General features: G+C 70.5%; 21 protein-coding genes. 7 read left to right on the forward strand and 14 right to left on the reverse strand.

Annotation, left to right across the window (positions count from 1 at the left end; all coding sequences use genetic code 11):
• Positions 1–7: 7 nt before the first annotated feature.
• Positions 8–1,201, forward strand: coding sequence for an ADP-forming succinate--CoA ligase subunit beta (gene sucC / locus N1F89_RS05605; RefSeq protein WP_290082392.1), 1,194 nt, complete (start codon positions 8–10; stop codon positions 1,199–1,201).
• On the opposite strand, the gene N1F89_RS05610 is transcribed toward sucC, so the two are convergent.
• A complete protein-coding gene (locus N1F89_RS05610) occupies positions 1,198–1,386 on the reverse strand; it encodes a hypothetical protein (RefSeq protein ID WP_290082394.1) in 189 nt (62 codons plus the stop codon). The genes sucC and N1F89_RS05610 overlap by 4 nt on opposite strands.
• A gap of 74 nt (positions 1,387–1,460) precedes the next feature.
• Here N1F89_RS05610 and sucD point away from each other — a divergent pair, with 74 nt between their 5' ends.
• From sucD to lpdA, 4 genes are all read left to right on the forward strand, one after another.
• Positions 1,461–2,372 (forward strand): succinate--CoA ligase subunit alpha, encoded by a 912-nt coding sequence (sucD, locus tag N1F89_RS05615; protein WP_290082397.1) that lies wholly within the window; start codon positions 1,461–1,463, stop codon positions 2,370–2,372.
• Between the two features lie 124 nt (positions 2,373–2,496).
• On the forward strand, positions 2,497–5,493 hold the full coding sequence (locus N1F89_RS05620; protein ID WP_290082398.1) for a 2-oxoglutarate dehydrogenase E1 component: 2,997 nt from the start codon (positions 2,497–2,499) through the stop codon (positions 5,491–5,493).
• A 30-nt stretch (positions 5,494–5,523) separates the two neighbouring features.
• Positions 5,524–7,194, forward strand: coding sequence for a 2-oxoglutarate dehydrogenase complex dihydrolipoyllysine-residue succinyltransferase (odhB, locus tag N1F89_RS05625; RefSeq protein WP_290082400.1), 1,671 nt, complete (start codon positions 5,524–5,526; stop codon positions 7,192–7,194).
• A 28-nt stretch (positions 7,195–7,222) separates the two neighbouring features.
• Positions 7,223–8,635 carry a dihydrolipoyl dehydrogenase gene (gene lpdA / locus N1F89_RS05630; protein WP_290082401.1) on the forward strand — a complete coding sequence of 471 codons (1,413 nt, stop codon included), beginning with the start codon at positions 7,223–7,225 and terminating at the stop codon, positions 8,633–8,635.
• Positions 8,636–8,729: 94 nt separating this feature from the next.
• Here the strand turns inward: lpdA and N1F89_RS05635 are convergent, their stop codons facing one another.
• The 4 genes from N1F89_RS05635 to N1F89_RS05650 form a co-directional block, all read right to left on the reverse strand.
• Positions 8,730–9,047 (reverse strand): hypothetical protein, encoded by a 318-nt coding sequence (locus tag N1F89_RS05635; protein ID WP_290082403.1) that lies wholly within the window; start codon positions 9,045–9,047, stop codon positions 8,730–8,732.
• 438 nt (positions 9,048–9,485) lie between these two features.
• Complete coding sequence (locus N1F89_RS05640; protein WP_290082406.1) at positions 9,486–9,677, reverse strand: hypothetical protein; 192 nt, start codon at positions 9,675–9,677, stop codon at positions 9,486–9,488.
• 95 nt (positions 9,678–9,772) lie between these two features.
• The gene (locus N1F89_RS05645) at positions 9,773–10,840 is read right to left on the reverse strand and encodes a TraB/GumN family protein (protein WP_290082408.1); all 1,068 of its coding nucleotides are present in this window, start codon (positions 10,838–10,840) and stop codon (positions 9,773–9,775) included.
• Positions 10,841–10,925: 85 nt separating this feature from the next.
• Positions 10,926–11,852 (reverse strand): tyrosine recombinase XerC, encoded by a 927-nt coding sequence (locus N1F89_RS05650; RefSeq protein WP_290082480.1) that lies wholly within the window; start codon positions 11,850–11,852, stop codon positions 10,926–10,928.
• 285 nt (positions 11,853–12,137) lie between these two features.
• Between N1F89_RS05650 and N1F89_RS05655 the strand changes: the two genes are divergently transcribed.
• Entirely contained in the window at positions 12,138–13,259 is a 1,122-nt protein-coding gene (locus N1F89_RS05655; protein ID WP_290082411.1) for a Glu/Leu/Phe/Val dehydrogenase dimerization domain-containing protein, read from the forward strand.
• A gap of 165 nt (positions 13,260–13,424) precedes the next feature.
• On the opposite strand, the gene msrA is transcribed toward N1F89_RS05655, so the two are convergent.
• From msrA to N1F89_RS05695, 9 genes are all read right to left on the reverse strand, one after another.
• Positions 13,425–14,072 (reverse strand): peptide-methionine (S)-S-oxide reductase MsrA, encoded by a 648-nt coding sequence (msrA, locus tag N1F89_RS05660; RefSeq protein ID WP_290082413.1) that lies wholly within the window; start codon positions 14,070–14,072, stop codon positions 13,425–13,427.
• 121 nt (positions 14,073–14,193) lie between these two features.
• Positions 14,194–14,391 carry a type II toxin-antitoxin system HicA family toxin gene (locus N1F89_RS20685; protein WP_354670307.1) on the reverse strand — a complete coding sequence of 66 codons (198 nt, stop codon included), beginning with the start codon at positions 14,389–14,391 and terminating at the stop codon, positions 14,194–14,196.
• 3 nt (positions 14,392–14,394) lie between these two features.
• A complete protein-coding gene (locus N1F89_RS05665; RefSeq protein WP_290082415.1) occupies positions 14,395–14,649 on the reverse strand; it encodes a DUF1902 domain-containing protein in 255 nt (84 codons plus the stop codon).
• Between the two features lie 171 nt (positions 14,650–14,820).
• Positions 14,821–15,597 carry a succinate dehydrogenase iron-sulfur subunit gene (locus N1F89_RS05670; protein WP_290082418.1) on the reverse strand — a complete coding sequence of 259 codons (777 nt, stop codon included), beginning with the start codon at positions 15,595–15,597 and terminating at the stop codon, positions 14,821–14,823.
• 91 nt (positions 15,598–15,688) lie between these two features.
• Positions 15,689–17,518 carry a succinate dehydrogenase flavoprotein subunit gene (gene sdhA / locus N1F89_RS05675; RefSeq protein ID WP_290082420.1) on the reverse strand — a complete coding sequence of 610 codons (1,830 nt, stop codon included), beginning with the start codon at positions 17,516–17,518 and terminating at the stop codon, positions 15,689–15,691.
• 7 nt (positions 17,519–17,525) lie between these two features.
• Entirely contained in the window at positions 17,526–17,909 is a 384-nt protein-coding gene (gene sdhD, locus N1F89_RS05680; protein ID WP_290082424.1) for a succinate dehydrogenase, hydrophobic membrane anchor protein, read from the reverse strand.
• Positions 17,910–17,911: 2 nt separating this feature from the next.
• Positions 17,912–18,331 carry a succinate dehydrogenase, cytochrome b556 subunit gene (gene sdhC / locus N1F89_RS05685; RefSeq protein ID WP_290082427.1) on the reverse strand — a complete coding sequence of 140 codons (420 nt, stop codon included), beginning with the start codon at positions 18,329–18,331 and terminating at the stop codon, positions 17,912–17,914.
• 229 nt (positions 18,332–18,560) lie between these two features.
• The gene (locus N1F89_RS05690) at positions 18,561–18,902 is read right to left on the reverse strand and encodes a hypothetical protein (protein WP_290082430.1); all 342 of its coding nucleotides are present in this window, start codon (positions 18,900–18,902) and stop codon (positions 18,561–18,563) included.
• A gap of 47 nt (positions 18,903–18,949) precedes the next feature.
• Positions 18,950–19,411, reverse strand: a complete 462-nt coding sequence (locus N1F89_RS05695) for a GNAT family N-acetyltransferase (RefSeq protein ID WP_290082432.1) — start codon at positions 19,409–19,411, stop codon at positions 18,950–18,952.
• A 130-nt stretch (positions 19,412–19,541) separates the two neighbouring features.
• On the opposite strand from N1F89_RS05695, the gene N1F89_RS05700 reads away from it, so the two are divergent.
• Positions 19,542–19,895, forward strand: a complete 354-nt coding sequence (locus N1F89_RS05700; RefSeq protein WP_290082434.1) for a hypothetical protein — start codon at positions 19,542–19,544, stop codon at positions 19,893–19,895.
• The last annotated feature ends 72 nt before the right edge of the window (positions 19,896–19,967 follow it).

The following is a 19,967-nucleotide window of genomic DNA, read 5'->3' on the forward strand; positions in this document are numbered from 1 at the left end:
CGCAGCGATGAACATCCACGAGTACCAGGCCAAGGCCATTCTCAAGAGCTACGGCGCCCCGGTCGCCCAGGGCGTGCCCGTGCTCGACGCCGGCGAGGCGGAAAAGGCGGTGCAGGCGCTGCCCGGCCCGCTCTACGTGGTCAAGAGCCAGATCCACGCCGGCGGCCGCGGCAAGGGCAAGTTCAAGGAGCTCGGCGCCGACGCCAAGGGCGGCGTCCGGCTGGCCAAGTCGGCCGAGGAGGTCGTCGCCCATGTCGGCGAGATGCTCGGCAACACGCTGGTCACCAAGCAGACCGGGCCCGAGGGCAAGCAGGTCAACCGCCTCTACATCGAGGACGGGGCGGACATCGACCGCGAGCTCTACCTGTCGATCCTGATCGACCGCACGGTCGGCCGGCCGGCCTTCGTGGTGTCGACCGAGGGCGGCATGGACATCGAGGCGGTGGCCGAGGAGACGCCGGACAAGATCGTCACCGTGGCGATCGATCCCGACGCCGGCGTCACCGCGGACGACGTCGCCACGCTGTCGCAGGCGCTGCGGCTCGACGGCGCGGCGGCGGACGACGCCGGGACGCTGTTTCCCGCGCTCTACAAGGCGTTCACCGAAAAGGACATGAGCCTGCTCGAGATCAACCCGCTGATCGTCATGACCGACGGCCGGCTGCGGGTGCTCGACGCCAAGGTCTCCTTCGACAACAACGCGCTGTTCCGCCATCCCGAGATCGTCGAGCTGCGCGACACGACGGAGGAGGACGAGAAGGAGATCGAGGCCTCCAAGCACGATCTCGCCTACATCGCGCTCGACGGCACGATCGGCTGCATGGTCAACGGTGCCGGCCTCGCCATGGCGACGATGGACATCATCAAGCTCTACGGCGCCGAGCCGGCCAACTTCCTCGACGTCGGCGGCGGCGCCAGCAAGGAGAAGGTGACGGCGGCCTTCAAGATCATCACCGCCGATCCCAACGTGAAGGGCATCCTGGTCAACATCTTCGGCGGCATCATGCGCTGCGACGTGATCGCCGAAGGCGTCATCGCCGCGGTCAAGGAGGTCGGCCTCAAGGTGCCGCTGGTCGTGCGGCTGGAGGGCACCAACGTGGCGCTCGGCAAGTCGATCATCAACGACAGCGGTCTCAACGTGATCTCGGCCGACGACCTCGACGACGCCGCGCAGAAGATCGTTGCGGCGGTGAAGGCCTAGACCGCGATGCCTTTCGGTGCGAAGCGGGCTTCGGACGGCGGCACGGTCCGCTTGCCCTGTTTGTCCGCGCGGCCGGCAGCGCGCCGCATCGCCATGCCGTCGCCCGCCGCGACGGCGCGGCAGCCGGGCGCCCCGGCGCGTGGACGCCCGAGGCCGCAGACCGCAATGCCGAAGACCTCAATCACGACCAGCTCCGCGGCTCGCTGCGGGCCGTCGATCCTTTCCTTGAACGCTAGCTGAGACCGGGGGCCGCTCACGCATGTCCATTCTCGTTGACAAAGACACCAAGGTTCTCGTCCAGGGGCTGACCGGCAAGACCGGCACCTTCCACACCGAGCAGGCGCTCGCCTATCACGGCACCAGGATGGTCGGCGGCGTGCACCCCAAAAAGGGCGGCGAGACGTGGACCGGCTCGGTCGACGGCGGCAGCGTCGATTTGCCGATCTTCGCCTCCGTCGCCGAGGGGCGCGACAGGACCGGCGCCAACGCCTCGGTGATCTACGTGCCGCCGGCAGGCGCGGCGGCCGCCATCCTCGAGGCGATCGAGGCCGAGATCCCGCTGATCGTGTGCATCACCGAGGGCATCCCGGTGATGGACATGGTCAAGGTGAAGGCGCGGCTGGAGCGCTCCTCGTCGCGGCTGATCGGGCCCAACTGCCCGGGCGTGCTGACGCCGGAGGCGTGCAAGATCGGCATCATGCCGGGCAACATCTTCCGCAAGGGCTCGGTCGGTGTTGTCTCGCGCTCCGGCACGCTTACCTATGAGGCGGTGTTCCAGACGACCAACGAAGGCCTCGGCCAGACGACTGCGGTGGGCATCGGCGGCGACCCGGTGAAGGGCACGGAGTTCATCGACGTGCTGGAGATGTTCCTGGCCGACCCGGAGACCGAATCCATCATCATGATCGGCGAGATCGGCGGCACGGCGGAAGAGGATGCCGCGCAGTTCATCAAGGACGAGGCGAAGAAGGGCCGCAAGAAGCCGATGGCCGGCTTCATCGCCGGCCGTACCGCACCGCCCGGCCGCACCATGGGCCATGCCGGTGCGGTGATCTCCGGCGGCAAGGGCGGCGCGGAGGACAAGATCGCCGCGATGGAGGCGGCGGGCATCCGCGTCTCGCCGTCGCCGGCGCGGCTCGGCAAGACGCTGGCCGAGGCGATCCGCGGCTGACGCGGACCGTCCGCCGCGCGGGGGCGCGGCAGGCGCAGGGGGAGGAAGCGGCCGACGCCGCGCAAAGCCGGGCAAACCGGCACTGGCTCAAGGAGACGGAACCCGCGGTTCCGGCAACAGGACGATGGCACGACAAGACCAGGCCAACGACGCGTTCTCGCTCACCTCCTTCCTCTATGGCGGCAACGCCGCCTATGTGGAGGAGCTCTACGCCGACTACCAGAACGACCCCGCCTCGGTGAGCGAGGACTGGCGGGCCTATTTCGCCGATCTCAAGGACGACGCCGCCGCGGTGCGCCAGAACGCGCGCGGCGCCTCCTGGCAGCGCGACAACTGGCCGATCACCGCCAATGGCGAGCTCGTCTCCGCGCTCGACGGCGACTGGGGCACGCTGGAGCGCCACTTCGACGGCAAGGTGCAGGCCAAGGCGGCCGAGCGCGGCCAGAAGCTGTCGCAGGAAGAGCTGCTGCGCGCGACGCGCGATTCGGTGCGCGCGATCATGATGATCCGCGCCTACCGCATGCGCGGCCACCTGCACGCCGACCTCGACCCGCTCGGCCTCGCCAAGCCGCTCGAGGACTACAACGAGCTGTCACCGGAGGCCTACGGCTTCACCGAGGCCGATTTCGACCGGCCGATCTTCATCGACCACGTGCTCGGGCTCGAATACGCCACGGTGCGGCAGATGCTCGACATCCTGCGCCGCACCTACTGCTCCACGCTCGGCGTCGAGTTCATGCACATCTCCAACCCGGCCGAGAAGGCCTGGATCCAGGAGCGCATCGAGGGGCCGGACAAGGGCGTCGCCTTCACCGAGAACGGCAAGCGGGCCATCCTGCAGAAGCTGATCGAGGCCGAGGGCTTCGAGCAGTTCCTCGACGTCAAGTACAAGGGCACCAAGCGCTTCGGCCTCGACGGCGCGGAAGCGCTGATCCCCGCGCTCGAGCAGATCATCAAGCGCGGCGGCCAGCTCGGCCTCAAGGAGATCGTGCTCGGCATGGCCCATCGCGGCCGCCTCAACGTCCTGTCGCAGGTGATGGGCAAGCCGCACCGGGCGATCTTCCACGAGTTCAAGGGCGGCTCCTTCGCGCCCGACGACGTGGAGGGCTCGGGCGACGTCAAGTACCATCTCGGCGCCTCGTCGGACCGCGAGTTCGACGGCAACACCGTGCACCTGTCGCTGACCGCCAACCCGTCGCATCTCGAGATCGTCGATCCGGTGGTGATGGGCAAGGCGCGCGCCAAGCAGGACCAGATCTTCGGCCGCACGCGCGAGGAGGTGGTGCCGCTGCCCGAGCGCGCGCGGGTGCTGCCGCTGCTCATCCACGGCGACGCCGCCTTCGCCGGCCAGGGCGTGGTGGCGGAGTGCTTCGGCCTGTCGGGCCTGCGCGGCCACCGGGTGGCGGGCTCGATCCACTTCATCATCAACAACCAGATCGGCTTCACCACCAATCCGCGCTTCTCGCGCTCCTCGCCCTATCCCTCGGACGTGGCGAAGATGATCGAGGCGCCGATCTTCCACGTCAACGGCGACGATCCCGAGGCTGTGGTCTACGCGGCCAAGGTGGCGATCGAGTTCCGCATGCTGTTCCACAAGCCGGTCGTCATCGACATGTTCTGCTACCGGCGCTTCGGCCACAACGAAGGCGACGAGCCGGCCTTCACGCAGCCGATCATGTACCGCGCGATCCGCAGCCACCGCACCACGGTGCAGACCTACGGCGAGAAGCTGACCTCCGAGACGCTCGTCGGCCAGGACGAGCTCGACCGCATGAAGGCCGACTGGCGCGGCCGGCTGGAGGAGGAGTTCGAGGCCGGCGGCACCTACCGGCCCAACAAGGCCGACTGGCTCGACGGCGTGTGGTCGGGCCTGCGCAAGGCCGACAACCAGGACGAGCAGCGCCGCGGCAAGACGGCGGTGCCGGTCAAGACGCTGAAGGAGATCGGCCGCAAGCTGACCGAGGTGCCCGAGGGCTTCGAGGCGCACCGCACCGTCAAGCGCTTCCTCGACAACCGGCGCAAGATGATCGACAGCGGCGAGGGCATCGACTGGTCGACGGCCGAGGCGCTCGCCTTCGGCTCGATCCTGATGGAAGGCCATCCGGTGCGGCTGTCGGGACAGGATTCGGAGCGCGGCACCTTCTCGCAGCGCCATTCGGTGCTCTACGACCAGCGCGACGAGAGCCGCTACATCCCGCTCAACGGGCTGGGCGCGCAGCAGGGCTATTTCGAGGTCATCAACTCGATGCTCTCGGAGGAGGCGGTGCTCGGCTTCGAGTACGGCTTCTCGCTGGCCGAGCCGCGCGCGCTGACGCTGTGGGAGGCGCAGTTCGGCGATTTCGCCAACGGCGCCCAGGTGGTGTTCGACCAGTTCATCTCGTCGGGCGAGCGCAAGTGGCTGCGCATGTCGGGCCTGGTGTGCCTCCTGCCGCACGGCTACGAGGGCCAGGGGCCGGAGCACTCGTCGGCCCGGCTGGAGCGCTTCCTGCAGCTGTGCGCGGAAGACAACATGCAGGTCGCCCACTGCTCGACGCCGGCGAACTTCTTCCACATCCTGCGCCGGCAGCTCAGGCGCGACTTCCGCAAGCCGCTCATCCTGATGACGCCGAAGTCGCTGCTGCGCCACAAGCGCTGCGTGTCGACGCTGGCCGAGATGTCGGGCGAGAGCTCGTTCCACCGGCTCCTGTGGGACGACGCGCAGTATCGCGGCGAGCGCGGCGGCGAGGGCATCAAGCTGGCCAAGGATTCCAAGATCCGCCGCGTCGTCCTGTGCTCGGGCAAGGTCTATTACGACCTCTACGAGGAGCGCGAGAAGCGCGGCATCGACGACATCTACCTGTTGCGCGTCGAGCAGCTCTACCCGTTCCCGGCCAAGGCGCTGATCACCGAGCTGTCGCGCTTCAAGAACGCCGAGATGGTGTGGTGCCAGGAGGAGCCCAAGAACATGGGCGCCTGGGCCTTCATCGACCCGTATCTGGAGTGGGTGCTGCAGCACATCGACGCCAAGTACAAGCGGGTGCGCTATGCCGGCCGGCCGGCCGCCGCCTCGCCGGCCACCGGCCTGATGTCGAAGCACCTGGCCCAGCTCGAAGCCTTCCTGGAAGACGCGCTCGGCGAATAGCGCCGGCGGCAGAGGAAACGGACACAGATCATGGCAACCGAAATCCGCGTCCCCACGCTCGGGGAATCCGTCACCGAGGCGACCATCGGCCGGTGGTTCAAGAAGCCCGGCGAGGCGATCGAGGTCGACGAGCCGGTGGTTGAGCTGGAGACCGACAAGGTGACCGTCGAGGTGCCGGCCCCGGCGGCCGGCACGCTGGAGGAGATCGCCGCGGAAGAGGGCGCCACCGTCGAGGTCGGCGCGCTGCTCGGCACGATCGGCGCCGGCGACGGCGCGGCGGCCGGCGGCGCCGGCAAGGCCGAGGCGAAGACGGACGGCGACGCCGAGCAGGCGCAGGAAAAGCCCGCTGCCAAGGCGGAGGCGGCCGAGCAGGGCGGCGGCCGCAAGCCGGGCGGCAAGCTGGTCGACGTGACCGTGCCGGCGGCCGGCGAATCGGTCACCGAGGCGCAGGTCGGCGAGATCTACAAGAAGGCCGGCGACGCGGTGAAGGCTGACGAGCCGATCCTCGAGCTGGAAACCGACAAGGCCGCCCAGGAGGTGATGGCGCCGGTCGACGGCGTGATCGCCGAGATCGCGGTCGCCAAGGGCGACGAGGTCGAGGTCGGCGCGCTGCTGGCGCGCATCGAGGAGGGCGCCAGCGCCGGCGCGGCCGCCGCGACGAGGGCCGAGGAACCGGCCGGCGAGGCGGCGGACGCGGACGTGCGGCCGGGCGAGGCCGGCTCGACGGCGGCGCGCGACGCGCGGCACGGCGGCGGCGGCACCGAATCGGCGCGTCCGCCCTCGCCGGCGGCGCAGAAGCTGATGGAGGACCACGGGCTGCGGCAGAACCAGATCGCCGGCTCCGGCAAGGAGGGCCAGGTGCTCAAGGGCGACGTGCTGGCGGCGATCGAGCGCGGCAAGGACGCCGGCCAGCGGCCGCCGCCGGCCGAAAGCCGCGGCGCGCCGAGCGAGCCGACGGAAAAGCCGCGCGCGGCGCGCGCCCCCTCGCCGGCCGACGACGAGGCGCGCGAGGAGCGGGTCAAGATGACCCGGCTGCGCCAGACGATCGCGCGCCGGCTGAAGGACGCGCAGCAGACCGCGGCGATGCTGACCACCTTCAACGAGGTGGACATGAGCGCCGTCATGGACCTGCGCAAGCGCTACAAGGACCTGTTCGAGAAGAAGCACGGCGTGAAGCTCGGCTTCATGGGCTTCTTCGCCAAGGCGGTGTGCCACGCGCTGGAGGAGATCCCGGCGGTCAATGCCGAGATCGACGGCACCGACATCATCTACAAGAACTACTGCCACATCGGCGTCGCCGTGGGCACCGACAAGGGCCTGGTTGTGCCGGTGGTGCGCGACGCCGACCGCATGACGATCGCCGAGATCGAGAAGGAGATCGGCCGGCTCGGCGCCGCCGCGCGCGACGGCAAGCTGGCGCTCGCCGACATGCAGGGCGGCACCTTCACCATCTCGAACGGCGGCGTCTACGGCTCGCTGATGTCGACGCCGATCCTCAACGCGCCGCAGTCGGGCATCCTGGGCATGCACAAGATCCAGGAGCGGCCGATGGTTGTGGGCGGCGAGATCAAGGTGCGGCCGATGATGTATCTGGCGCTGAGCTACGACCACCGCATCGTCGACGGCAAGGAGGCCGTCACCTTCCTGGTGCGCGTCAAGGAGGTGCTGGAGGATCCCGAGCGGCTGGTGCTCGACCTCTGAGCCGCAGCCCCCTTCCAGGAGACAGACCATGTCCACCACCTACGACGTCATCGTCATCGGCAGCGGGCCGGGCGGTTATGTGTGCGCCATCAAGGCCGCGCAGCTCGGCCTGAGGACCGCCGTCGTCGAGAAGCGCGCGAGCCACGGCGGCACCTGCGTCAATGTCGGCTGCATCCCGTCCAAGGCGCTGCTGCACGCCTCCGAGGTCTTCATGGAGGCCGGCCATTCCTTCGCCGAGCTCGGGGTCGACGTCGGCAAGCCGAAGCTCGACCTCAAGGCCATGCTGGCGCACAAGGACAAGACGGTCGAGCAGAACGTCAAGGGCCTCGACTTCCTGTTCAAGAAGAACAAGATCGACGCCTTCCAGGGCACCGGCCGCATCCGCGGCGAGGGCAAGGTGTCGGTGACCGGCGAGGACGGCGAGGAGCGCGAGCTCGCGACGCGCAACATCGTCATCGCGACGGGCTCCGACATCGCCGGCATCCCCGGCGTCGAGGTCGATTTCGACGAGAAGGTCGTGGTGTCGTCGACCGGCGCGCTCGACCTCGACAAGGTGCCGGGCAGGCTGGTCGTGGTCGGCGGCGGCATCATCGGGCTCGAGCTCGGCTCGGTGTGGGCCCGGCTCGGTGCCGAGGTGACAGTGGTCGAGTATCTCGACAAGATCCTCGGCACCATGGACGGCGACGTCTCCAAGCAGTTCCAGCGCATGCTCGCCAAGCAGGGCATGACCTTCCGCATGGGCGCCCGGGTGACGGCGGTGGAGAAGGCCAAGAAGGGCGCGCGCGTCACCTTCGAGCCGGCCAAGGGCGGCGAGGCCGAGACCATCGAGGCCGACGCCGTCCTGGTGGCGACGGGGCGCCGGCCCTTCACCGAAGGGCTCGGCCTGGAGCAGGCGGGCGTGGTCGTCGACGAGCGCGGCCGGGTCGAGGTCGACCGGCACTTTCGCACCTCGGTCAACGGCATCTACGCGATCGGCGACGTGATCGCCGGGCCGATGCTGGCGCACAAGGCCGAGGACGAGGGCGTGGCCGTGGCCGAGATCCTCGCCGGCCAGTCCGGCCACGTGAACTACGGCGTCATTCCCTCGGTGGTCTACACGGCGCCCGAGGTCGCCTCGGTGGGCAGGACGGAGGAGGAGCTGAAGGCCGACGGCGTCGACTACGTCGCCGGCAAGTTCCCGTTCAGCGCCAACGGGCGGGCCCGCTCCATGCTGAAGACCGACGGCTTCGTGAAGTTTCTCGCCGACAAGAAAACCGACCGGGTGCTCGGCGTGCACATCGTCGGCTTCGGCGCCGGCGAGATGATCCACGAGGCCGCCGTTCTGATGGAGTTCGGCGGCTCGTCGGAGGATCTCGGCCGCACCTGCCACGCGCACCCCACCCTGTCGGAGGCCGTGCGCGAGGCGGCGCTGGCGACCTTCGCCAAGCCGATCCACCTGTAGCCGCGAGTCCGGCCGGGCCACTCTGCCCGGCCGCGACACGGCTCAGCCGTCCGGCCTCGCGGCGGGCGTGACGTCCGCCCGGGCCGCGGCCCGTCTATTCGGTGGCGCCGTCGCCCGTGGCCGGTTCGGCGTCGTCCGGCGCCGGCGCGCTCTCGCCCGCATCCGGCACGACGACCGCATCCGGGTCGGGCGCGACGACGGGCTCGCCGCGGAACAGGTCGAAGCCGCCGAAGAACAGGAACAGCAGCACCAGAAGCGCGGCGACGATCGCCGCCAGCACCACGCCGGTGGAGCCGCTGCGGCGCTCGTGCACGATGGTCTGGTGCGTGGTGGTCGGTTCGCCCTCGCGCGGCGGGGCGGCCGGGTCCTGCGCCGGCGGTCGGGTGTCGTCGGTGTGCCTGGGGTCGGCCATCGGAGATCTCCATCCCTCGTCTCGATGGCTTTAAACGCGGTACGGGCACCAGCCGTTCCGCCACGCGGCCGCCAGCGACGCTCCGCCGCAGGCCGCCATGCACGGCCGAACGGCGCCGTCACGTCGCGCAGCACGCGGCGGGGACGACAAACGGCGCGGGCAAAAAGGGGATCGCATGGGACGCCCGGCGGCGCGGGCCGGCGGCAGGCGCCGGCAGCGCGACGGGCGCAAGGTCAGATCTTGCCGCGCCCGGGCGGGCGGCAAAGGCCGGGCTCCAGGGCCGGCGACGCGCGAAGGCACGCGGTCTCAGGTCCGCACTGCAGCCATCGCTCGCCCCGTGCCCGATGCGGTCGGATCGACCCGGAGGGCGTGCTCACCCGCTCGCCGGTCGCGTCGCGACCGGCGCGGGAACGGCGGCCGACATGCCTGCGCGAAACGCTACTCGACGACCTCGTCGGCCGGCGGTGCGGCGTCGGGCTGCGCGGCGGTCATCGCCTTGTCGTCGGTGGCGACGCTGGCGACCGTCAGGTTCTTGTCGACGTCGGCCTGCGCGGTGTGCGCCGGGCAGGCGGCGCTCGCCGTGGCGACCGATGCGCCGAATGCGGCTGCGGCCAGAAGGGCGATCTTCATTGGCGCTCTCCTCCTTGCGAACGAAGGCGCACAGAGTAGCAGGCCCGCCGGCGGCGGCGAAATCACAGTTTGTTCAGCGGTGCGGCGCGCCGGCTTCAGCGCACGGCGGTGACGTTATAGCCGGCCTGACGCAGGCGGGCGACCAGCCCGGTTTCGCCCGGCAGGTGCATGGCGCCGACGGCGACGAAGGCGCCGCCGGCGTCGATGAGCGGCGCCATGCGGTCGGCCATGGTGGCGTTGCGCCCATCGATGATGGCCGCGTCGAACAGCGCCAGCGCGGCCTGCGTCTCCGCCGCGTCGGCCTCGGGCGGCGCCAGCATCGTCATGAACGGACCGAACATGCCCGTGTCGCCGGCGACGTAGAGCCGCGTCATCGTCTCGAACACGTCGTCGACGTCGAGGCGCAGCGCCGTGACGACCGATTCCAGCATCAGCGTGTCGGGAAGGCCGGCGAGCGCGGCGACCTGCTCCTCGACCGTCTCCAGCCCGACGAGCCGCTTGCCCGCAGCCTCGGCACGGCGGCCGAGCGCGACGTCGAGCACGGCCTCGCCGGCGGCCAGCCGCGCGGCCTCGCAGCCATTCTTCACCAGCATGCCCATCAGCAGCCAGGGCTTCATGCGCGCCACGCTTTCCGGCGGCACGCCGTGCGCGGCGAGCGCGTCGGCGAGGGCGGCCGCGTCGGCGCCGTCGAGCAGGTCGGCATGCGTCACGCCGTCGGCGAGCATGGTGTGCTCGGGCCGGGCCATGAGGCCGGCCATCGCCTTCGCCGGATCGAGCAGGCCGGTGGTCTCGATCACCACCGTGCCGGCGGCCGCGAAGGTGGTCTCGGCGGCGGCCGGCAGCGTGGTGACGCGCGGATCGCTGACATGCATGGTGCCGAAGAGATGCGACGGCGCCGCGCCGTCCGTCTCGACGCGCCACAGCAGCCCCGCGCCGTTCGGCGTGGCGTCGGCCTGCGCCCGCATCGCGGCGTGCCGGGCGGGGTCGGCCGCCGCCAGCGCCGCGATCAGGTCGTCGCCGCACCCGGCCTCCGCCGCACCGGCGCGGCCGGCGGCCAGCAGCATGGCGGCGAACAGGCTGATGAGAAACAGCGCGTGCGCGGCGGCGGCCAGCCACAGGCCTGCCGTGGCGATGCGGTCGGTGGTGGTGCGGTCAGGTGTCATGGCGCCGATCCTAGCGGCGAAAGGCGGCCAAACGGTTAAGCGGAGAGGCCGGATTGTCGGCATCCGCGGCCGGCGCGGCGGGCCGTCAGGCGCGGCGGGCGCGCGGGTGGGCGGCGTCGTAGATGTCGAGCAGCCGGCTGGTGTCGACGCCGGTGTAGACCTGGGTGGTCGACAGGCTGGCGTGGCCGAGCAGCTCCTGGATGGCACGCAGGTCGCCGCCGGCGGCCAGCAGGTGGGTGGCGAAGGAGTGGCGCAGCGCATGCGGCGTCGCGGTGTCGGGCAGGTTGAGGGCGCTGCGCAGCCGCTTCATCTCGCGCTGCACGATAGCCGGCTGCAGCGGCCCGCCGCGGGCGCCGCGGAACAGGGGCTTGCCGGCCTCCAGATGGTAGGGGCACAGGCGGCGATAGGCGGCGACCGCCTCGAGCGCGGCCGGCAGCAGCGGCACCAGCCGCGTCTTGCCGCCCTTGCCGGCGACGCGCAGCGTCGTCTCGCGCGGCCCGGCCAGCCGCTCGCCGGTCAGGCCGAGCGCTTCGGAGATGCGCAGACCGGCGCCGTAGAGCAGGGTGAGCACGGCGGCGTTGCGCGCGGCGATCCACGGCTCCTCGGCGAGCTGCGCGCCGGCCGACACGGCGCGTCGGGCGTCGGCCGCCGTCAGCGGCTTGGGCAGGCCGCGCGGCTGGCGCGGTGCGCGCAGTGCCCCCGCGGCGGCCGCGTTGGCGAGCCCGCGGCGCTCGAGGAAACGCAGCAGGGAGCGCACGCCGGCGAGCCCGCGCGACAGGCTGCGCGGACCGGCGCCGGCCTTGCGCCGATGGGCGAGAAAGGCGCGCAGGTCGGCTGGCCGGAGCTCGGCGAGCTCGGCGAGGCCCGGCGGCCCGCCGCAATGGCCGGTGAGGAACTGCAGGAACTGCCGCGTGTCGCGCTCGTAAGCCTCGACGGTGAGCGGCGCCAGGCGGCGCTCGCGCGCCAGCCCGTCGAGCCATTCGCCGCGCGCCTTCTGCAGTGCCGGCTGCATGGACACGAGGAAGTCGTCCACCGTCGCTTCACCCTTCTCGCGCGCCGATTTCTCCAGGCGGGGGCGTGCGGCGAACGCGCTCCGCGCCGCCGGCGAGCATGGCGCGGCGACGGTTAGCGCGGCGTGAATGCCGTGGCGCCGGGCCGCGCCTGCCGGCGGACAGATTCGCAACCGAAACAGGCGCCTCGCGCAACGGAAGGGCCGGCCGGCCGTTGACTTCGCAACCAAAGAACCGGTCGCGGAGGGTAGACTTCGGCCAATGCGCAATCCACGGGAGGATGTTTCATGCTGCATGTTCGCGAGCCGCGCTCGCTGCGCCGGCCGGGTGGAGCCATGACGCTGGAGATCACCGACATCACCGGCGAGGCCGGCAAGCTCAAGGCCTTCGACGGTCACGAGCGCATCTGGCTCGGCCGCGACGAGGCGCGCGGCCTGACCGGCATCGTCGCCATCCACAACACCGCGCGCGGCCCCGCGCTGGGCGGCACGCGGGTGTGGCCGCACGAGAGCTTCGAGGCGGCGCTCACCGACGCGCTGCGGCTGTCGCGCGGCATGACCTACAAGTCGGCCATCGCCAACGTGCCGTTCGGCGGCGGCAAGGCGGTGATCGTCGCCGATTCCAGGACCGGCAAGACGCCGGCGCTGCTCGAGGCCTATGCCGAGATGCTGGCCGCGCTCGAGGGCCAGTTCTACACCGGCGAGGATGTCGGGCTGACGGTCGCCGACGCCGACTTCCTGCGCGCGCGCACGCCGAACGTGACGGGCACGACGGTGGGCGGCAGCGGCAACCCCTCGCCGGTCACCGCGCACGGCGTCTTCCTCGGCCTCAAGGCCGCGCTCGGCCATGCCCGCGGCAGCGATGCGCTGGCCGGCGTGCATGTCGCCGTCCAGGGCCTCGGTTCGGTCGGCTACGCGCTGTGCGAGGAGCTGCATGCCGCGGGCGCCCGGCTGACGGTGGCCGACATCGACGGCGCACAGCTCGCGCGGGCGCAACAGGCTTTCGGCGCGCAGGCAGTCGACACGGACCGGATCGCCGGCGTCGCGGCCGACGTCTTCGCGCCCTGCGCGCTGGGCGGCGCGCTGTCGCGCGACATCATCCCCGGGCTGGGGGCCGGCATCGTCGCCGGCTCGGCCAACAACCAGCTCGCCGAGCACGACGACGCGCGGCGGTTGATGGAGCGCGGCGTGCTCTATGCACCCGACTACGTCATCAATGCCGGCGGGCTCATCAACGTGGCGGCCGAGCTGGCGCCCGGCGGCTACGACCGCAAGGCGGCGATGGCCAAGGTGTCGGAGATCCCGCTGACGCTGCTCGACATCTTCCGCCGCTCCGACGCGGCCGGCCGGCCGACCAACGACGTGGCGCAGGAGATTGCCGAGGAGCGCATCGCCGCGGCGAACGGCTGACGCCTCGCCCGCGGCGCGAAAAAAAGGCCCGCCGGTCGCCGACCGGGCGGGCCTTTCTCCTGTCCGCGCCTCCGCGTCTCACAGGGTGGCACACCGGCGCCATCCTGCTGCCCTGGCGCAATTTTTCCGAACGGCGAACCGGTTTCCGCTTCGCCTTGAAACGCCTTAGGAGCCGGCCTTGATGCCGCGCAGCGCCTCGTCGCCCCACAGCGCCTTTAGCCGGGCGTCGCGGCCGCAGCCCTCGCGGTAGCGCCGGTAGGCGTCGGCGCGGTCGATATAGCCGAAGCGCGTCAGCACCTTCTCCTCGCTCTTGTAGTAGCCCTGGTGGTAGTCCTCGGCCGGCCAGAAGGCGGGTGCCGGCTCGATCGGCGTGACCACCGTCTGGCCGAGCTCGTTGGCGGCGGCCTGCCGGGCCGCCTCGGCAGCGGCGGCCTGGTCGGGGTCGAGCGTGTAGATGGCGGTGGTGTAGCTGTGGCCGCGGTCGCAGAACTGGCCGCCGGCGTCGGTCGGGTCGACGGAATGGAAGAAGACGTCGAGCAGCGTCTCGTAGGAGACGACGGCCGGGTCGTAGCCGATCTTCACCGCTTCGCGATGGCCGGTCGAGGCGTGGTCGCGATAGGTGGGGTTCTCGCTCGTACCGCCGATATAGCCCGACACGGTGGAGGTGACGCCCGGCACCTTGTCGAAATCCGCCTCCACGCACCAGAAGCAGCCGCCGGCGAAGATGGCGGTCTTCTCCTCGGCGGCAACGGCCGGCGCGGCGACGAAGCCGGCGAGCGACAGGGCGAAGGCGGCGGCGATGGTGCGCAGCATGGTCTCGTTTCTCCCGTGTGTCGGGAAAAGACGTAACAGGGCGCCCGCGGGTTTCAATTCAAGCCGCAACACGCTTGCGTGAGCGGCCCGGCGGGCACGCAGCGCCGGGCGCGCGGCGTTTTCAGAACCGCTTCGTCGCACCCGCGTCCTTGAGGATGCCGTTTGCTGTATGCCGGCTTCTCAGATGGCGCGGAACGAGAAGCACCGTTCCGGTCTTCTCGTTCCGCCACTTTTCGTGCGATCCTTTGGCGGGCTTCCAGAAGCGAAAGCCGAGAGCGGCGATTTCCTTGCAGACGTCGTTATAGAAACCTTCGGCCAGGTTTCAGGCGGCGGCAGGGGTCTTTTCCGGGCGTTGCCAGAGAATGGCCGGAATCAAGTCTTTGCACGGCTTGCGGGCCAAGTCCGTTGCGCTGAGATGATTGGCGACGATCAGCTCGGGCGCCAGATCCATCATGAGGTCCTCGAACTCGTCGATGGTTGCGGCCTCGATATGCAGCCCGACAATGTCGCTTTCCGCATAGTAGACCCGCGCATCTTCGTCCCAAAGTGCCTTCACGCGAAATGTGCGCTTTGTCATCTCAGGCTCCTTCAGGTGCGTTCTAAGCAGATCCGTACACCCAAGGCACCATATATCGCGCGTTCGCGGCCGTGCAACACGCCCATGCAAGCCGTGCGGCGGCGACCCGGCCGATCTTCGCCGCGTCGCCGCAGGCGCGCAGGACGGAGAGGCGCGCGGCCGCCGTGCCGGTCAGACGCGCCGCTCGACCATCATCTGCTTGATCTCGGCGATCGCCTTGGCCGGGTTGAGCCCCTTGGGGCAGGCCTGGGTGCAGTTCATGATGGTGTGGCAGCGATAGAGCCGGAACGGATCCTCGAGATTGTCGAGCCGCTCGCCGGTCGCCTCGTCTCTGGAGTCGATCAGCCAGCGATAGGCCTGCAGCAGCACGGCCGGGCCGAGATAGCGCTCGCCGTTCCACCAGTAGCTCGGGCAGGCGGTCTGGCAGCAGAAGCACAGGATGCACTCGTAGAGCCCGTCGAGCTTGGCGCGGTCCTCGCGGCTCTGCAGCCACTCGCTCGCCGGCTCCGGCGAGACGGTCTGCAGCCACGGCTCGATCGAGGAAAGCTGCGCGTAGGGCACGGTGAGGTCGGGCACCAGGTCCTTGACCACCGGCATGTGCGGCAGCGGGTAGACCTTCACCGCGCCGTCGATCTCGTCCATGCCCTTGGTGCAGGCCAGCGTGTTGGTGCCGTCGATGTTCATCGCGCAGGAGCCGCAGATGCCCTCGCGGCAGGAGCGGCGCAGCGTCAGCGTCGGGTCGACCTTGTTCTTGATCCACAACAGCGCGTCGAGGACCATCGGGCCGCAGTCGTCGAGGTCGACGTGATAGGTGTCGACGCGCGGGTTGGCGTCGTCGTCGGGCGACCAGCGGTAGACGCGGAACTCGCGCAGATTGCCGCCCTGCGGCTTGGGCCAGGCCTTGCCTTCGGTGACCTGCGCGTTCTTGGGGAGGGTGATTTCAACCATTGCCTTGCTCTTTGATCAACCGGGCAACATGGGAACGCGCGCCTTGAGCGAACCCGTCGCGGCCCGCTCATCCGGGCCTCCTGGTCCCAATCTAGTACACCCGCGCCTTGGGGGCGATCTTGGCCGGGTCGATGCCGCCGTCCTCGGCCTTCAGCATCGGCTCGGTGTGCACGGGGCGGTAGTCGAGCCGCACCGTGCCGGCCTCGTCGACCCAGGCGAGCGAGTGCTTGCGCCAGTTGGCGTCGTCGCGCTCGGAGAAGTCCTCGCGGGCATGCGCGCCGCGGCTCTCCTTGCGCGCCTCGGCCGAATGGACGGTGGTGATGGCGTTGGCCATCAGGTTCTCCAGCTCCAGCGTCTCGACCAGGTCGGAGTTCCAGATCAGCGAGCGGTCGTAGACCTTGAGGTCGGCGAGCTCGCCCCACATGGCCTGGATGCGGTCGCGGCCCTGCTCGAGCGTCTCCTGGGTGCGGAAGACGGCGGCGTCCTCCTGCATGGCCTTCTGCATCTTCTCGCGCAGCGCGGCGGTCGGCGTCGCGCCGTCGGCGTGGCGCAGCCGGTCGAAGCGCTCCATGATGCGCTCGCAGGCGCGCTCGTCGACCGGCGGCACCTTGGCCTCGCGGTCGATCGTCTGGCCGGCGCGGATCGCCGCGGCGCGGCCGAACACGACGAGGTCGATCAGCGAGTTGGAGCCGAGCCGGTTGGCGCCGTGCACGGAGGCGCAGCCCGCCTCGCCGACGGCCATCAGGCCGGGCGCCAGGCGGTCGGGGTCGTCGGCCGTCGGGTTGAGCACCTCGCCCCAGTAGTTGGTCGGGATGCCGCCCATGTTGTAGTGCACCGTCGGCAGCACCGGGATCGGCTCGCGGGTGACGTCGACGCCGGCGAAGATGCGCGCCGATTCGGCGATGCCGGGCAGCCGCTCGTGGATCACCGCCGGGTCGAGGTGGTCGAGGTGCAGGTAGATGTGGTCCTTGTCCTTGCCGACGCCGCGGCCTTCGCGGATCTCCACCGTCATGCAGCGCGAGACGACGTCGCGCGAGGCGAGGTCCTTGGCCGACGGCGCGTAGCGCTCCATGAAGCGCTCGCCCTCGGAATTGACCAGATAGCCGCCCTCGCCGCGCACGCCCTCGGTGATCAGGCAGCCGGCGCCGTAGATGCCGGTCGGGTGGAACTGGACGAACTCCATGTCCTGCAGCGGCAGGCCGGCGCGCGCGATCATGCCGGCGCCGTCGCCGGTGCAGGTGTGGGCGGAGGTGCAGGAGAAGTAGGCGCGGCCGTAGCCGCCGGTCGCCAGCACCACCGTCTTGGCGGCGAATCGGTGGATCGTGCCGTCGTCGAGATTCCAGGCGACGACGCCGGTGCACACGCCGTCCTCCGACATGATCAGGTCGAGGGCGAAATACTCGATGAAGAACTGCGCGTTGTTCTTGACCGACTGGCCGTAGAGCGTGTGCAGGATGGCATGGCCGGTGCGGTCGGCCGCCGCGCAGGTGCGCTGCACCGGCGGGCCGTCGCCGAAGTTCTGCATGTGGCCGCCGAAGGGGCGCTGGTAGATCTTGCCCTCCTCGGTGCGCGAGAAGGGCACGCCGTAATGCTCGAGCTCGTAGACGGCGGCCGGCGCCTCGCGGGCGAGATACTCCATGGCGTCGACGTCGCCGAGCCAGTCGGAGCCCTTCACCGTGTCGTACATGTGCCACTGCCAGTGGTCGGGGCCCATGTTCTGCAGCGAGGCGGCGATGCCGCCCTGCGCGGCCACCGTGTGCGAGCGCGTCGGGAAGACCTTGGTGATGCAGGCCGTCTTCAGGCCCTGCTCGGCCATGCCGAGCGTGGCGCGCAGGCCGGCGCCGCCGGCGCCCACCACCACCACGTCGAACTTGTGATCGACGAAATCATAGGCCGTGCCGGCCTTGTTGTCCGCTGCCATGGATCGGTCAGCCTCCGAAGGCGATGCGCAGAAGGGCGAAGAGCGCGGCGGCTCCCACCACGATGGGGAAGAAGGTGTTGAGCACGATGAGCGCCACCTTGGGGCCCTCGGCGTGAACGTAGTCCTCGATGATGACCTGCATGCCGATGCGCATGTGGTAGAGCACCGAGACCAGCGTCAGGCCGAGGATCAGCGCGACCAGCGGGTTGGCGAGCGCGCCGCGCACGGTCTCGTAGTCGGCGCCGTTGAGCGCGATGACGAAGCCGATGAAGAACAGCACCAGCGGCAGGTTTGCGAGCGCCGTCAGGCGCTGGCGCCAGAAGTGGTCGGTGCCCTCCCTGGCCGAGCCGAGGCCGCGGACGGTGCGAAGCGGTGTGCGCATGTGCGCCATGGTCAGAAGCCTCCCCTTGCCACGTAGCCGGCGATCCAGGCGATGAACGTCAGCGTGACGGAGCCGATCAGCGTCGCCCAGGCGAGCCGCGTCGAGGTCCGCTTGCCGAGGCCGTGGCCGGTGTCCCAGATGAGATGGCGCACGCCGCCGAGCATGTGGTGGATCAGCGCCCAGGTGTAGCCGAACAGCACCAGGCGGCCGAGCCACGAGCCGAAGATGCCGTTGACGAGCTCGAACTGCGCCTGCGAGGTGGCCGCGGCGACCAGCCACCAGACCACCAGCAGCGTGCCGAAATAGAGCGCCGCGCCGGTGATGCGGTGGACGATCGACATCGCCATGGTGGGAATCAGGCGGTAGATCTGGAGATGCGGAGAGATCGGCCGCGGACGCAGCGGGGCACGACCGGTTGCGGATTTCGTCATGACTCCCCCAAATTGGCTGCCCGGACCGGCGCCGACGCGCTTGCGCGGCTCGCGGGCACCGGCTTTCTAAAGCGCTTTTCGCACTGCGTCAAAGCCGCAAAAAGCGTGATCGCATGCGCATTTAGGACGACCCCCCGCGGCGACCAGCGCACGGCGCCGGCTTCAACCGATTAAGTGGCGGGCGCTTTCGCGCGCGGTTCGCGCCCTGCGCACCGGCACCGCCGCGCGCCTACCGGCGGCAGCTGATCGGCGTCTTGCCGGTCGCCATCCACAGCGCGTCGCGGCCCTCCAGCACCAGCGCGTAGGGCGGCGCGCCATAGCGGCTGTGCTGGCCTGCGGGGGCGGCCGGCAGCGTCACCTCGACGCCGCGCGGGCTGACCACGTCGACGGCCGCGCGCCGGTTGACGATCGCCAGGTCGCCCTCCTCTTCGCAGCGATAGGTCGCCTCGCGCGGCTGCGGGTCGGCGGTCTGGGGTGCTGCGTCGTTGCCGGTCGCGGTGCAGCCGGCGGCGAGAAGGGCTGCCAGCAGGGCGGTCGCGGCCCGCGCGGCGGTGGGGCGAATCGCTGTCATGGCGCCAGCTAGCCGCTTGTCCGACGGCCGATCAATCCCGTCACCGCTCAGCCGTGCTCGAAGCGGATGACGAAGCTCGACCAGTCGGCCGGTTCGGCGAGCCGGGCGTAGAGCCGGCGCCCGTCCTCGGGAAAGCGCGGCGCGTTGAGCATCAGCCGCGACCAGCCGCGCTCCTCGGCATGGGCGGCGAGCGCGTCGACCAGCGCCTTGCCGACGCCGCGGCCGCGCTCGGCATGGTGCACGTAGAGGTGGTCGCACAGGCCGTAGCGCATGCCCGACACCGGCTCGGGCAGGTCGTGGAAGATGGCGAAGCCGGCGAGCCGGTCGCCGAAGCGGGCGCCGAGCAGCTCGGCGCGGCGGTCCTGCAGCAGCGTCTCGGCGTAGAACTCGTCGGGCCGGCGCGGCGCGCCACGCTTCAGCGCCTGGGCGTAGGCGGCCAGCAGCGGGGCCAGTTCGTGGGCGTCCTTGAGGTGCAGCAGGGAAACGGCGGGAGGGCTCTGATCGGTCATGGCCTCTCCATCGGCGAAATTAACCATGTCTGTCAATCGCGGTGGAGGAAGGACGCGCCGGCGGCGTGACAAGCGTTAAGAAAGCGTTAAGTTCGGCTCGGAGGGGGCGGAGCTGACAAGGAGGCGCGCCATGCGCAAGACCCGATCGATGCGAAGCCCGGCCTTCGCCCTTGCCGCAGGCCTGCTGGCCGCCGGCGCGCTGCCGGTCGCCGCCGGCGCCGGCCACGAGCACGTCTATGCCGATTCCTTCGGCAACCTCGTCGTCTACAGCCCGGCCGGCTACAAGCGCATCGTCGTGGGGCGCGGCCATCTGGCCGAGGAGTATGCGGCGGCCGAGCGCCCCGACGTGCTCTACCTGCGCAAGACCGACCGCGTGGTCTACCGCCGCGACTGCACGCGCTACGGCGCGCTGATCAAGGGGCGCAGCTACATGTACGGCCTGCCCGAGGGCGCGCTGCCGGTGCTCGAGGGCTCCTGCCGCTGACCGGGTCGCCGCCGGCCTCGCCGCCGGCCCCGCTTTCGTCATCTTTCTCCGCTCCGTGAAGGGGAGAGGACG

This window comes from Aquibium sp. A9E412 (genome assembly GCF_030398335.1).
Classification (GTDB): Bacteria; Pseudomonadota; Alphaproteobacteria; order Rhizobiales; family Rhizobiaceae; genus A9E412.